Source organism: Streptomyces sp. NPDC088762, from assembly GCF_044750905.1.
Taxonomy (GTDB): domain Bacteria; phylum Actinomycetota; class Actinomycetes; order Streptomycetales; family Streptomycetaceae; genus Streptomyces.
Window position 1 is genome coordinate 51508 of the sequence record NZ_JBIVKT010000002.1, and the last position, 13509, is coordinate 65016.

The 13509-nt window shown below is 71.1% G+C and carries 8 protein-coding genes and 2 pseudogenes; 5 read left to right on the top strand and 5 right to left on the bottom strand.

Annotated elements, in window-relative coordinates:
• The first annotated feature begins 220 nt into the window (after nt 1–220).
• Both ACIP5M_RS04940 and ACIP5M_RS04945 read left to right on the top strand, forming a co-directional pair.
• Nucleotides 221–2692, top strand: a complete 2472-nt coding sequence (locus ACIP5M_RS04940; RefSeq protein WP_401191982.1) for a glycoside hydrolase family 9 protein — start codon at nt 221–223, stop codon at nt 2690–2692.
• A 179-nt stretch (nt 2693–2871) separates the two neighbouring features.
• Entirely contained in the window at nt 2872–4326 is a 1455-nt protein-coding gene (locus ACIP5M_RS04945; protein ID WP_401191985.1) for an RNB domain-containing ribonuclease, read from the top strand.
• On the opposite strand, the pseudogene ACIP5M_RS04950 reads toward ACIP5M_RS04945, so the two are convergent.
• Nucleotides 4323–4778: pseudogene (locus tag ACIP5M_RS04950) on the bottom strand (hypothetical protein); the annotation flags it as partial. The gene ACIP5M_RS04945 and the pseudogene ACIP5M_RS04950 sit on opposite strands and share 4 nt — an antisense overlap.
• A gap of 2 nt (nt 4779–4780) precedes the next feature.
• Nucleotides 4781–5556, bottom strand: a pseudogene (locus tag ACIP5M_RS04955) (molybdopterin-dependent oxidoreductase); the annotation flags it as partial.
• 157 nt (nt 5557–5713) lie between these two features.
• On the opposite strand from ACIP5M_RS04955, the gene ACIP5M_RS04960 reads away from it, so the two are divergent.
• Nucleotides 5714–6418 (top strand): YqjF family protein, encoded by a 705-nt coding sequence (locus ACIP5M_RS04960; RefSeq protein ID WP_401191987.1) that lies wholly within the window; start codon nt 5714–5716, stop codon nt 6416–6418.
• Nucleotides 6419–6589: 171 nt separating this feature from the next.
• On the opposite strand, the gene xdhC is transcribed toward ACIP5M_RS04960, so the two are convergent.
• From xdhC to ACIP5M_RS04975, 3 genes are read right to left on the bottom strand one after another with little or no spacing between them, the layout of a single operon-like run.
• Nucleotides 6590–7453: a xanthine dehydrogenase accessory protein XdhC gene (xdhC, locus tag ACIP5M_RS04965; RefSeq protein WP_401193501.1), complete on the bottom strand. Its 864-nt coding sequence runs from the start codon at nt 7451–7453 to the stop codon at nt 6590–6592.
• A 1-nt stretch (nt 7454) separates the two neighbouring features.
• On the bottom strand, nt 7455–9845 hold the full coding sequence (xdhB, locus tag ACIP5M_RS04970; protein ID WP_401191989.1) for a xanthine dehydrogenase molybdopterin binding subunit: 2391 nt from the start codon (nt 9843–9845) through the stop codon (nt 7455–7457).
• Complete coding sequence (locus ACIP5M_RS04975) at nt 9842–11323, bottom strand: xanthine dehydrogenase small subunit (RefSeq protein ID WP_401191991.1); 1482 nt, start codon at nt 11321–11323, stop codon at nt 9842–9844. Before ACIP5M_RS04975 ends, xdhB begins: the two co-directional genes overlap by 4 nt.
• Before the next feature lie 893 nt (nt 11324–12216).
• Here ACIP5M_RS04975 and ACIP5M_RS04980 point away from each other — a divergent pair.
• Nucleotides 12217–12636, top strand: a complete 420-nt coding sequence (locus ACIP5M_RS04980; protein WP_401191993.1) for a hypothetical protein — start codon at nt 12217–12219, stop codon at nt 12634–12636.
• Between the two features lie 82 nt (nt 12637–12718).
• Nucleotides 12719–13432 (top strand): DUF6766 family protein, encoded by a 714-nt coding sequence (locus tag ACIP5M_RS04985; RefSeq protein WP_401191996.1) that lies wholly within the window; start codon nt 12719–12721, stop codon nt 13430–13432.
• The last annotated feature ends 77 nt before the right edge of the window (nt 13433–13509 follow it).

Sequence of the window (13509 nt, forward strand, 5' to 3'; positions counted from 1 at the left end):
GTCGGACCGTCCGACAGCCGCGGCTCGGAAGACGGCGGGACCTCCCGCGCGCTCGGCGGCGCGAGGTCCGGCGGCGCCAGCTCGGCCGGCGGCCGGCCTCGTCGGACCGAGGCCGGTCAACTGCCCGTACCACCACAAGACTTGACGGGTCCGTCCGGTGGCTGGCTTGATTGGGAGCGCTCCCACATGTGTCTCCCGCCCACCAAGGAAGGCTCCGCCCGTGCCTCCTGTCACTTCCTCCCGCGGCGTGCCACGTCGCGCGGCCGCCGTGCTCGCCGGCCTGGCGCTGGCCGTCGGCGTCCTGCCCACGACCGCCCTGGCCGTTCCGGTCGCGGCCGCCGCCACCGTGGCCGCCGCTGCCGGAACGCCCGTCCGGGTCAACCAGCTCGGCTACCTGCCCGACGGCCCCAAGCGGGCCACCGTGGCGAGCTCCGCGACCGCCCCGCTCGCCTGGCAACTGCGCGACGGCTCAGGCGCGGTGGCCGCCTCGGGCACCACCACGGTGCACGGCGCCGACCAGGCGTCCGGTCAGTCCACGCACTTGGTGGACTTCGGCGCGTACACAGGCAACGGCACCGGCTTCACCCTGGTCGTCGACGGCCGGACCAGCCACCCCTTCGACATCTCCGCCGCGCTGTACGACGGATTGCGCGCCGACAGCATGTCGTTCTTCCACCAGCAGCGCAGCGGTATTGCGATCGACGCCGCCCTGGCGGGCGGCCCCGCCTACGCCCGCCCCGCCGGGCACCTGGGCGTAGCCCCCAACAAGGGCGACAGCGGTGTCCCCTGCCAGGCCGGGGTCTGCGACTACCAACTGGACGTGCGTGGCGGCTGGTACGACGCGGGCGACCACGGCAAGTACGTGGTCAACGGCGGCATCTCCGTCTGGGAGATGGCCAACTCCTTCGAGCGGGCGCACCGTTCGGGCGGCGATGCGGCCCTCGGCGACGCGACGCTGCGCATCCCGGAGCGTGGCAACGGAATGCCGGACGTGCTGGACGAGGCGCGCTGGGAGTTGGAGTTCCTGCTGCGGATGCAGGTCCCGGCCGGGAAACCGATGGCCGGGATGGCCTTCCACAAGGTGCACGACGCCAAGTGGACCGGCCTGCCGACCCGCCCCGAACTCGACTCCGAGCAGCGCGAGTTGCACAAGCCGTCGACCGCCGCGACGCTGAACCTGGCGGCCTCGGCAGCGCAGTGTGCCCGGGTGTACGCGCCGTACGACGCCGCGTTCGCCGCGCGCTGCCTGGACGCGGCCCGCCGCGCCTGGGCGGCCGCCAAGGCCAACCCGAACGTGCTCGCCCCGGCGACCGACAACACCGGCGGCGGTGCGTACGAGGACGCCGACGTCTCCGACGAGTTCTACTGGGCAGCGGCGGAACTCCTGGCCACCACCGGTGAGTCACCGTACCGGGACGCCGTCACCTCCTCCCCGCACCACACCAAGCCCGCCGACGCGTTCTGGTGGGGCGGCACCGCGACGCTCGGCCGCATCACCCTCGCCACCGTCCCCGGCGTGACCCTGCCCGCCGACGACGTGGCCCGGCTGCGCGGCCTGCTGACCGCGGCCGCCGACGGCCACCTGTCCACCATGGCCGGACAGGGCTACGCGGTGCCGCTCCCCGCCACCGGGTACGGGTGGGGCTCCAACAGTGCCGTCACCAACCATGCGATGGTGCTGGCCGTGGCGTACGAGCTCACCGGTCAACAGCGTTACCGATTCGGCGCGCTGGAGTCCTTGGACTACCTGCTGGGCCGCAACGCGCTCGACCTCTCCTACGTCACCGGCTACGGCGACCGCTATTCCGAGAACCAGCACCACCGGTTCTGGGCGCACCAGAACGAGGCCTCGCTGCCGCACCCGCCGGCCGGTTCCTTCGCGGGCGGGCCGAACGCGGGACTGGAGGACCCGGTGGCCAAGGAGAAGCTCGCGGGCTGCGCTCCGGCGGCGTGCTACGTGGACGACATCGGCTCCTACTCCACGAACGAGGTGGCCATCAACTGGAACGCCTCGCTGGCCTGGCTGGCAGCCTTTGCGGCTGAGCGGCGCAGCGCCCCGCCGGTGCCCGTGGTCCAGGCGGCACCGGCGGCCGTGACGGTCGCGGAGGGCGGTTCGGCGCCGGTGACCGTACGGCTCTCGGCCGCGCCCGCGCAGAACGTCACGGTGACGGTGGCCCGGAACTCCGGCGACGAGGACCTGTCGGCGGCCGCGACCCTGGTGTTCACCCCGGCCAACTGGGCATCGGCGCAGCAGGTTTCGGTCTTCGCCGCGCAGGATGCCGACGCATTGCCGGGCAGTGCGACCTTCACGGTCGGTGGCCCCGGCGTGCAGCCCGCGACGTTCACGGCGACGGAGGCGGACGACGACGCGTCGGCGGCTTCCTGCACGGTGGCGTACCGGATCGACAACGCCTGGGGGAGCGGCTTCACGGCGACCGTGACCGTGAGGAACACCGGAACCTCGGCGATCTCCGGCTGGACCCTCGGCTGGAGCTTCGCGGGTGACCAGCGGATCGGCAACGCCTGGAACGCCACGGTGAGCCAGTCGGGCCACACGGTCACCGCCCGGGACGCCGGATGGAACGGCACGCTGGCACCCGGCGCCGGCGCGAGCTTCGGCTTCCAGGCGACGTACTCGGGTATCAACGCGATCCCGACGCGCTACACGCTCAACGGTGCACTCTGCTCCTGAACGACCCTCACGTCATGCCCGCCGCCGACCAGGTGCGGCGGGCTCCCGTGACCGTGCGGACCAGCCCTTGGGCCCTCCGGCGAGGCCCCCTCCCGGCGCACCCGCCGTGGCCCCCGTCCGCTCCGCCGTCCGGCCCCGCCCACCGCGCGGGTCCGTGATCGCCGCCCTACGCTCGGGGCATGCGACGCCGCCCGATGCACATGTCTGCCGAGGCCCAGGCCGCCCTGCGCACCGCGCTGGAGGAACTCCGTGCGGAGCTGAAGGTCCCCCTGAGCTTCCCCAAGCGCGTACTGAAAGCGGCCGACAAGGCCGTGGCCGAGGCACGCATGCCCGACAAGGACGCCACCCACCTGCCGTTCTTCACGATCGACCCGCCGAAGTCGAAGGACCTCGACCAGGCCATGCACCTGGAACGGCGGCCCGGTGGCGGCTATCGCGTGTACTACGCCATCGCGGACGTGGCGACCTTCGTCCGGGCGGGCAGCCCTCTGGACATCGAGGCGCACGACCGGATCGAGACGCTGTACTTCCCCGACCTCAAGGTGCCCCTGCACCCGCCCGCCCTCTCCGAGGGCGCGGCCAGCCTGCTGCCGAACAAGGACCGCCCCGCGCTGCTCTGGCAGCACGACCTCGACGCCCACGGCAACCTGACCGACTCGTCCGTGAGCCGGGCCGTGATCCGCAGCCGGGCCCAGCTCGACTACGCGGGCGCCCAGCAGGCCATCGACAACGGCACGGCGGAGGAGTCCCTCGCCCTGCTGCGCGAGATCGGGGAGCTGCGGGAGGCCGTCGAAGTCGCGCGCGGCGGCATTTCGGTGAACCTGCCGGACCAGGAGGTCACCCTCGAGGACGGATCGTTCCGGCTGCGCTACGTGGCGACGCTGCCGGTCGAGGGCTGGAACGAGCAGATCTCCCTCATGACCGGGATGTCCGCGGCCCAGATCATGCTCGACACCGGTACCGGCATCCTGCGGACCCAGAGGGAGCAGGCCGATCAGAACGTGGTCAAGCGCCTGCACGACATCGCCAAGGCCCTGGGCATCGTCTGGCGGCCCGGCACGTCGTACGCCACGCTGGTCCGCAAGCTCGATCCCCGGAACCAGCAGCACATGGCCTTCCTCAGCGAGGCCACGAGCACGATGCTCAAGGCGGAGTACACCGTCTTCCGCGACAACCAGAAGCCGGCGTACACGATGCACGCGGCGATCGCGGCCCCGTACACGCACTGCACGGCTCCGCTGCGGCGCCTGGTCGACCGGTACACCGGTGAGCTGTGCGTGATGGCGTGCGCGGACAAGGCCCCGCCGAACTGGGTGCTCGACGCCCTGTACTGCATCCCCTGCGACACGGCACGGAGCAAGAGCGGCCTGGCGGACCGGCAGACCGTGGACCTGGCCGAGGCCGCGGTGCTCAAGGACCGCGTGGGCGAGGTGTTCGACGCCGCGGTCATCGACACCGACGCGGAGCGGGGCAGGCCGCGCGAGGGCAAGGTGTTCCTGGCCGACCCCGCCGTGCTGGCCAAGGTCGTCTCGACCAACGGCCTGGACCTCCAGCTCGGATCCAGCATCAGGGCCAGGCTCAAGCGGGCGGACCCCGCCGCGGACGAGGACAAAGTCCTCTTCACCTTGCCCTAGGGGCGTCCACGAGGCCGTGGGAGCCAGAGTCCTCGGAGGCTGGTGAGGACCTGCGGTGACAGGGTTTTGATCATGGTGTTGGTCCAGCGCATCTGCCGCAGGGTCCGGGGATGGCAGGCGGAGGAGAGGGCCAGGAGCCGGTCGTCCCGGGCGGCCTGGGCGTACTGGGCGAGCATCTCCCAGTACACGGAGTTCCCCGCCGCCGCCAGATGCAGCGAACGCAGGTCGCGCAGGAGCAGCAGGCCGGGTTCGGGCCGGTGGCCGAGCATCTCGGCGGTCTTCTCCCGTACGGCGGTCAGCAGGCCCTCGCCCGGGCGGTCGCCGGTACCGCCGCGCAGGTCGAGCCCGCAGGCCCGTGAGGCCTCCGCGATGCGCTCGGCGTGCTCGTCGGACCAGCGGGCGAGGTCGGTGGCGACGTGGTGGACCTCGTGTTCGGTGCGGTGGCGCTCGGCCGTGTACCGACGTGGGGCGCCAGGTGGACGTCGGCGCGCCGGGCCACCGGGGTGGGGCGGGGGTCCACGCACACCAGGCGCGGCGGCCGCTCACCCTCCAGCCGGTCCAGCACCCGCATCCACAGGACCGGCTGGGTCTCGGCCATGTTGTGGCCGAAGAGGGCGATCGTGTCCGCGTGGTCCACGTCCGTGTAGGAGCCTGGCTGGCCGTCGCAGCCGAAGGACTCCTTGAGCGCCTCGGCCGCGGTGGAGGTGCACAGGCGGGTGTTGCCGTCGAGGTGGTTGGTGCCGATCCCGGCGCGGGCCAGGACCGCGAGGGTGTAGTACTCCTCCAGGAACAGCTGCCCGGTGGTGTAGAACCCGATCGCTCCCGGCCCGTGCGCGGCGAGGAGCTCGCGGGAGCGTTCCACGACGCGCGTCATGGCCGTGTCCCAGTCGCACTCGACCAGCCGGCCGCCCTCGCGCACCAGCGGGCTGCGCAGCCGGTCGGTGCGTGGTTGGCCTGCCAGCCGGACAGGTCCTTCGGGCCCAGGCGGCCGCGGTTCACCCGGTCGGCGGCCCTTCCGCGGACTCCGACGATCCGGCCAGCCCTCACCGCGATGTCCATCGCATCGCCGTTCGAGTGGAGCACCGAGGCCGACTGCACCCACCTCTCGACGTCGTCCGGGGTGATGCCTTCGGCCAGGTGCGTGTCCACACGGGCCGGCCAGGCGTCGCCGGGCCCGTAGGCGGTACGCCCGCCCCAGGGCTGAGCGATCCGGTCCACGGACGTCTCCATCAGGCACCTCCGTCTTTCGGTGCTGGTCGGCGAGTCACGTGTACCCCGGGTGGCGTCGGCGCAAAAGCACCCTGGTGTGTCGCGGGCGCCGGTGCCCGGCCGCCGGTCCATGGTGGTCCCATGACCACCACGGCGCCGATCCGGCCCCGCAACGCCCGTGCGTGAGCCCCGGTACGAGGCTCCGCACGTCGCTCCCGCGGTGCTGACCATGCACTGGCGGCAGCAGACCATGGTGCACTGGCGCTACCCGCCCGAAGCCGTGCAGGCCCTGCTGCCCCCCGGGCTGTTCGCCGACGTGTTCGACGAGGCCGCGTGGGTCAGCCTCACCCCCCTCGTCATGCGGTCGGTCCGAGTGCTGCGGGCGCCCCTGCCGCCTCCCGACTTCCCGGAGACGAACCTGCGGACCTACGCGCGCCTGCCCGACGGCCGCCGCGGCCTGTGGTTCTTCTCGCTCGACGTCGTCAACCCGCTGATGCTCGCGGCCCGCGCTGTCGGGATCCCGTACCACGTGGCCGCCTTGTCGGTGGAGTCCCGGGGGCACGAGGTCGGCTACTCGGGGCGCCGCCGCCTTGGCGACGCCTCCTACCGGCTGCGGGTCCGCGGCGGCGCGCGCGTGGTGGAACCGGACCCCCTCGACGACTGGCTCACCCACCGGTGGGCGGCGTTCTCCCGCCGCGCCGGGCGTCTGTGGCTCACTCCGGTGGAGCACGAGCCGTGGCCCCTGTACCGGGGCACGATCCTGGAACTGAGCCAGACCCTCACCCGTAGCGCGAAGCTCCCCGACCCCGGGAGCGAACCGCTCGTCCATACGTCGCCGGGGGTGGGACCGGTGCGCATGGGGCTGCCACGACCCGTGGGATGACCCCCGGGCACCACGATGCCCGGGGTGGCGTGACCGGCCGTACCCGGGCAGATGGTCGAGCCGGAGGCCACCGTCGTCGAGCGAGGTGACCTGGACGAGTGCGCCGAGCGCGCACCCGCCGGCACGTGTATGAGCCCCGCACCGTCCTCTCAGGGGGTGCGGGGTCTTTCGCTAGCGGCTGCCGGAGCGTACGGGGACCGGGGCGACCGTGTTCGGCGCCTGCGGGCCCTGGCGGTCCTGTTCGAAGGTCCGGATCAGGTCCGCCGCGACGCTCACCGCGATCGTGGCGGGTTCCTTGCCGGTGATCTCGGACAGTCCGATCGGCGTCTTGATCCGGTCGATGGTGGCCGTGTCGTGGCCGCCCTCGTTGGCCAGGCGCTGCCGGAACCGCGCCCACTTGGCCGCCGAGCCGATCAGGCCGATCGAGCCGAGACCGGACGTGCGCAAGGCGGCGTCGCACAGCGCGGCGTCCTCGGCGTGATCATGGGTCATGATCAGCACGTGGGTGCCGGGCGGCAGCTCCGCGAGCACCTCCTCCGGAAGCAGCAGGGTGTGGTGCACGTGGATCTGCGCCACCGCGTCCGAGAGCACACCGAGCCGTTCGTCGGCGAGCATCTCGGGGCGGGTGTCGATCAGGTGCAGATCCACGTTGTGGCGGGCCAGGATGCGTGCCAGCTCCAGCCCGACGTGCCCGACGCCGAAGACGGCCACCGCTTCGACCACCGGCAGCGGTTCGAGCAGGACGCTGACGGCTCCGCCGCAGCACTGCACGCCGTGCGGGCCGGTGACCTTGTCGTTGAGGGCGAACTCCATCAGCTCGGGCTCCGCGTCGGGCGAGCCGTTCAGCTGGCGCGCCCGGTCGATGGCGACGGCCTCGATGTTGCCGCCGCCGATGGAACCCCAGGTCTCGGTCTGTCCCACGACGAGCTTGGCACCGGCCTTGCGGGGTGCGTGACCGCGCACGGTCGCGACGGTCACGAGCACGCCGGGTTCCCGGCGTGCCCGCAACCGCGCGACCGCGGCCACCCACGTCATGTCAGGCATTGCTCAAAGCGGTCGGGACGGCGAGGAACTCGCTGTCGTCGGACTTCACGTCGGCTCGACGTGCCGCTTCGATCGCCCAGTACACGGCCTCCGGCGTCGCGGGGGCGCCGAGCTCCAGGCTGAGTCCGGCCGGCCCGAACGCAGCGGCGGCCTGCCGCAGCGCCTCGCGGACCGAGAAGGCCAGCATCAGCGGAGGCTCACCGACCGCCTTGGAGCCGTAGACCGCACCCTCTTCGGTGGCGTTCTGCAGCAGGTGGACGTTGAACTCCTCGGGCATCTCCGAGAAGCTCGGCAGCTTGTAGGTGCTCGCTGCCTGGGTCAGCAGACGACCGCGGTTCGGGCCGTCAGTGGTGTCCCAGCGCATGTCCTCGAGGGTCAGCCAGCCCGCGCCCTGCACGAAGCCGCCCTCGACCTGACCGATGTCGATCATCGGGGAGAGGCTGTCGCCGACATCGTGGATGATGTCCACGCGCCGGATGCGGTACTTGCCGGTGAAGCCGTCCACCTCGACCTCGGCTGCCGCGGCGCCGTAGGAGAAGTACTTGAACGGCGAGCCCCGGAAAGTCTGCGCGTTCCAGTGCAGACCCTCGGTGCGGTAGTAACCGGCCGCCGAGAGCTGGACGCGCTGGAAGTACGCGGTGTGGACCAGGTCGTCCCAGGCCAGCTCCTTGTCGCTGCCGAGGACGCGTGCGACGCCCTCGACGATGCGCACGTCCGAGGCGTTGCCGCCCAGCTGGCCGGCGGCCACCTGGACCAGGCGCTCGCGCAGCTGCTCACAGGCGTTCTTGATCGCCCCGCCGTTGAGGTCCGCGCCGGAGCTGGCGGCGGTGGCGGAGGTGTTGGGCACCTTGTCGGTCCGCGTCGGGGCCAGCCGCACCTTGTGCAGCGGGATGCCCAGCGTGGTCGCGGCCACCTGCATCATCTTGGTGTGCAGGCCCTGGCCCATCTCGGTGCCACCGTGGTTGATCAGGACGGAGCCGTCCTTGTAGATCAGCACGAGCGCGCCGCCCTGGTTGAAGGCGGTGAGGTTGAACGAGATGCCGAACTTGATGTTGGTGATCGCGAGGGCCCGCTTGGTGTGCGGGTGCGCGGCATTGAAGGCCGCGATCTCGCGCTTGCGGTCGGCGATGCCGGCGTCGCTCTGGATCTTGTCCCAGATGAGGGAGATCCGCTCGGCCTGCGTGACCGGCTGCCCGTACGGCGTCGTCTGGCCCTGGCCCGGCTGGTAGAAGTTGCGCTCGCGCAGCTCCATCGGGTCCAGACCGAGCTGCGGCGCGCAGCGGCCGAGGATGTCCTCCATCACCAGCATGCCCTGGGGGCCGCCGAAGCCGCGGAAGGCGGTGTTGGAGACCTTGTTGGTCTTGGCGATGCGACCGGCGACACGCGCGTTGGGGATCCAGTACGTGTTGTCGATGTGGCACAGCGCGCGGGCGGTCACGGGCTCGGACAGGTCCAGGCTCCAGCCGCCGTCGGAGGTCAGCGTGGCGTCCAGGGCCTGGATGCGGCCCTCGGCGTCGAAGCCGATCTTCCACTTGGCGTGGAAGCCGTGGCGCTTGCCCGACATGGTCAGGTCCTGGGTGCGGTTGAGCCGCAGCCGGACCGGACGGCCGGTCAGCTTGGCGCCGAGCGCGGCGATGGCCGCGAAGCCGTGCGGCTGCATCTCCTTGCCACCGAAGCCGCCACCCATGCGCAGGCACTGCACGGTCACTTCGTGGCTGTGGATGCCGAGCACGTGCGCGACGATTTCCTGCGTCTCCGAGGGGTGCTGGGTGCTGCTCTGGATGAACAGCTGCCCGTTCTCGTCGATCTGGGCCAGCGCCGCGTGGGTCTCGAGGTAGAAGTGCTCCTGGTCGGAGAACTGGAACTCGCCCTCGAACACGTGGGCGGATTCCTCGAAGCCGGCGTCGATGTCGCCGGTCACCATCAGGGGCCGGGCGCCGTGGAAGGCCTCGGCCGCGATGGCCTCCTTCAGCGTCATGATCGAGGGCAGCTCTTCGAGCTCCACCTCGACGGCTGCCGCACCGAGCCGGGCCGCCTCCAGGGTCTCGCCGAGCACCCAGGCGACCGAGTGGCCGTAGTACTGGACCTCGTCCGGGAACAGCGGCTCGTCGTGCTTCATGCCGGCGTCGTTGACGCCGGGCACGTCGGCGACGGTCAGCACACGGACCACACCGGGCACGGCGAGCGCGGCCTCGGTGCGCAGCGCGGTGACCTTGGCACGGGCCTTCATGACCTGGACCGGGTACGCGTGCAGCACGTCCTTGGTGCGGTACACCAGGTCGTCCGTGTAGAGCGCGGCACCGGTGACGTGCAGGTTCGCGCTCTCGTGCGGCATGGAAACGCCGACGACGGGCTTCTCGGGGATCTCGGACAGATGGCTCATGACGACACCGCCTCAGGGGTCTCTGCGTGCAGCTTCAACAGGCTCTGGCCGAGCATCGCGGAGCGGTATTCGGCGCTGGCACGGTGATCGTTCATCGGCGTGCCCTCGGCCTGCAGCAGCTGGGCCGCTGCCTCGACCGTCTCCGCCGACCACGGCTTGCCCTCGAGGGCGGCCTCGGTGGAGAGGGCGCGGATCGGGGTGGCCGCCACGCCGCCCAGGCCGATGCGGGCCTTGGCGACGATGCCGTCCTGGATGTCGAGCGCGAAGGCGACGGCAACACTGGAGATGTCGTCGAAGCGACGCTTGGCGATCTTGTGGAAGGCCGCGACAGGCGACAGCGGAAGCGGGATGCGGACCGCGCGGATCAGCTCGTCGCGACGGCGCACGCTCTGCCGGTAACCGGTGAAGTACTCCGACAGCGGGACCACGCGCTCACCGTCGGCGTCGGCGAGCACCAGCGACGCCTCCAGCGCGAGCAGCACCGGCGGGCTGTCACCGATGGGGGAGCCGGTACCCAGGTTGCCGCCGAGGGTGCCGCTGTTGCGGATGAGCCGGGAGGCGAACTGCGGGAACAGCTCCGCCAGCAGCGGGACGCTGCCGTCGAGGCGGCGCTCGATCTCGGTGAGCGTCACCGCCGCACCGATCTCGATGTGGTCGGACTCGACACGCAGCTCACGCAGCTCGGGCAGGCGGTCGATGGCGACCACGTACTCGTCCCGGCGGGAGCGGATGTTCACCTCGACGCCGTAGTCGGTGCTGCCGGCGACCACCACGGCCTCGGGGCGCTCGCGCAGCAGCTGCGTCGCCTCGGCCAGGGTGCGCGGCCGCACGAACGTGCTGCCGTCCCGCGTGTACACGGTGGCAGCCGGCTCGGGCGCGGGCTGCTCGCGACGCTGCGCCAGCGGGTCTTCCTCGGTGGGCGCACCGACGGCGAACGCGGCATCGCGGATCGGGCGGTAGCCGGTACAGCGGCACAGGTTTCCGCTCAGCGAGTGCAGGTCGAAACCGTTCGGACCGTGCTCGGCGTCGGTGTGCTCGGCCGAGTCCGACTCCGCGTCCGACGCCGCGTGGGCGCAGCGGTCGGGCCGGTAGTACTCGGACGCCATGCTGCAGATGAATCCCGGAGTGCAGTAACCGCACTGGGAGCCGCCGCGGACCGCCATCTCCTCCTGCACCGGGTGCAGCGTGGGCTGCGCCCCGGCCTCGCCGGCCGTGGCGAGACCCTCGGAGGTGATGACTTCCTGGCCGTCCAGCGAGGCGGCCGGGATCAGGCAGGCGTTGACCGCCACCCAGTCGGTGGCCTTGTTCACGCCAGGACGTGCCACCAGCACCGAACAGGCGCCGCACTCACCCTCGGCACAGCCCTCCTTCGTGCCGGTCAGGCCACGCTCGCGCAGGAAATCCAGCACTGTGGTGTGAGGGGCAGCCGGTGAAAGCGGTGTTTCTTTCCCGTTGACCGTGATACGTGCCTCTACCATGGCACATCCTCATTTCCGTGCACGGTGGACCTGATTGTCCTAGTCGCCATTTCAGGAGCTTTCTATTTCGGTGGCGCAGCCTGAGAACCCGGAGGCACAGCTCGAGAACTCGGAGCGCAAATCGGCACACAACGATACGCCGAAGGCGGGTGACAAAAATCGAAAGATGCCGGGGCCGCGATCGGCGCGCCGGATAGGGGGCTGCTCAGCAGCCGTGTGCTACACGACCCGGAGTCCAGGCGACCTGGTGGGCGAGGCGAGACAGTTCGGAGATGGTCGACATCCGACTTCGCCTCCTTCCATCAGCTCACGAGTCGGTGCCTCGAAGCTACGGTGCCGCAGGTCCCTCGGTCAAGCCTTCGAGCGGCGCTTGGTTATGTCCATCCGGAATGCCGTCAGGGGCCGAAGCCCGCAGGTCAAATCAGTGCACCCGGAATCTGTTGCATCGACCAGTTGACGGCCGGGGCGCAGGTACTCGGGCTTGTCGGATCGGCTCGAATAATGCCTTGTGTGAAGCCACTAATGCGATGCCCGAATCAATCGGGCAAACCTCCAGGATGGAGCGCGTCTGGCGCGGTCCGGGGGCGTGCGGGCGGAGCGGCGAGCGCCCCGCACCGGCTCGGAGGGCCCGATGGCGGTCCCGACTCACGCTGCGTCCGCGCCGGAACCGGTGTCCACGCCGACAGCACGGTCCTCGTCTCGTCCAGCGCTTGGAGGATGATCCGAAAGGCGTGTGGGCCCCGATGGCGGGGGGTGTCCGTAGGCCGCTCGGGTGGTGGGCGAGGGCCGAGGGGGATCCGGGCGACGACAGGGGGCATAGGAGGGCATGGTGTTGTGACGGACCGGACCTGGGAGACGCGCGTGATCGTACTGTCCGGAGTGAGGCGTCGCCCGTGAGACCGGCAAGGGCGCGGGCCCTGCGTGCGGTCCTGTGCACCGGTGCGGTCGCCGCGCTGGTCGCCGGGTGCGGGGCGTCCGCGGCCCGGCTGGACGGGGCGCGGGCTGCGGGGGAGGGGTTCGAGCAGGCCCTGGCCGCAGGGAACCACGAGGCGGCCTGCCGGCTGCTGGCACCCGAGACGCTGGGACAGCTGGAGCAGGACGAGGAGAAGGCGTGCGCCCAGGCACTGGCCGGGGAGGAGCTTCCGAAAGCGGAGGCGGTGCGCGCCACCGAGGTCTACGGCCGGCAGGCAATGCTGCGCCTCGACGGTGACACGCTGTTCCTGTCGCACTTCGGTGACGGGTGGAAGGTCGTGGCGGCCGGCTGCACCCCGCGGGGGGAGCGGCCCTACCAGTGCGTGCTGAAGGGCGGCTGAGGATGCGCTTCCTGTTCGTGACCTGCCTCGTCGTGGTGGTGGGCGGGCTCGGGTACTTCATCGCGATCGGGGCGATGCACCGATGAGCAGCGATACCGACACCCAAGAGGGGGACCGACGGCGCGGCCGGTTCTGGCGGGACAACAGCCTGACCCTGGCCTTCGGGACCGGATTCCTGCTGGTCCTGCTCGGGCAGGCACTCGCCGGCCATGCCGAGTTCAACGAGCAACTCCGCGTCGACGGTCTCCAGCAGCTCACTCTGGGCCAGTACATGACCACCTCCGACTTCGCCGTGGACGTCAGCGAGAACTGGCAGTCGGAATTCCTTCAGTTCTTCCTCTACATCTTCGGAACGGTCTGGCTCGTCCAGCGGGGGTCCCCCGAGTCCAAAGAGCTGCACAAGGCCGGTACGGAGTCGGATCAGGAGCAGCGCCTGGGCGACCACGCCCGGAGCGACTCGCCCCGCTGGGCCGGCACCAAGGACTGGCGGCAGGGGCTGTACTCGCGCTCGCTGGGTCTCGTCATGGGCTGTCTGTTCATCGGCTCCTGGCTTGCCCAGTCGATTTCCGGCGTGGCGGCCTACAACGAGCAGCAGCTGCGAGAGCTCCAGGACCCCGTCGGATGGGGCGCCTATCTGGCACTGCCGGATTTCTGGAACCGGACCCTGCAGAACTGGCAGTCCGAGCTCCTGGCGGTGGCCGCCATGGTGATCCTCTCCGTCTACCTGCGCCAGCGGGGCTCACCGGAGTCCAAGCCCGTCGGCGCCGCCCACACCTCGACCGGTGTGGAGGGGTGACCCGGTAAGAGCTCCATGCCAGATGTCAGGCCCTCCACCCGGCCACGGGGGAGGGCCTCACATCTGATGTCACTACG

Coding starts and splice junctions, on each gene's coding strand:
- ACIP5M_RS04985 (WP_401191996.1), top strand. CDS start 12,719: ATGAGCAGCGATACCGACACCCAAGAGGGGGACCGACGGCGCGGCCGG.
- xdhC (WP_401193501.1), bottom strand. CDS start 7,453: ATGACGTGGGTGGCCGCGGTCGCGCGGTTGCGGGCACGCCGGGAACCC.
- xdhB (WP_401191989.1), bottom strand. CDS start 9,845: ATGAGCCATCTGTCCGAGATCCCCGAGAAGCCCGTCGTCGGCGTTTCC.
- ACIP5M_RS04945 (WP_401191985.1), top strand. CDS start 2,872: ATGCGACGCCGCCCGATGCACATGTCTGCCGAGGCCCAGGCCGCCCTG.
- ACIP5M_RS04975 (WP_401191991.1), bottom strand. CDS start 11,323: ATGGTAGAGGCACGTATCACGGTCAACGGGAAAGAAACACCGCTTTCA.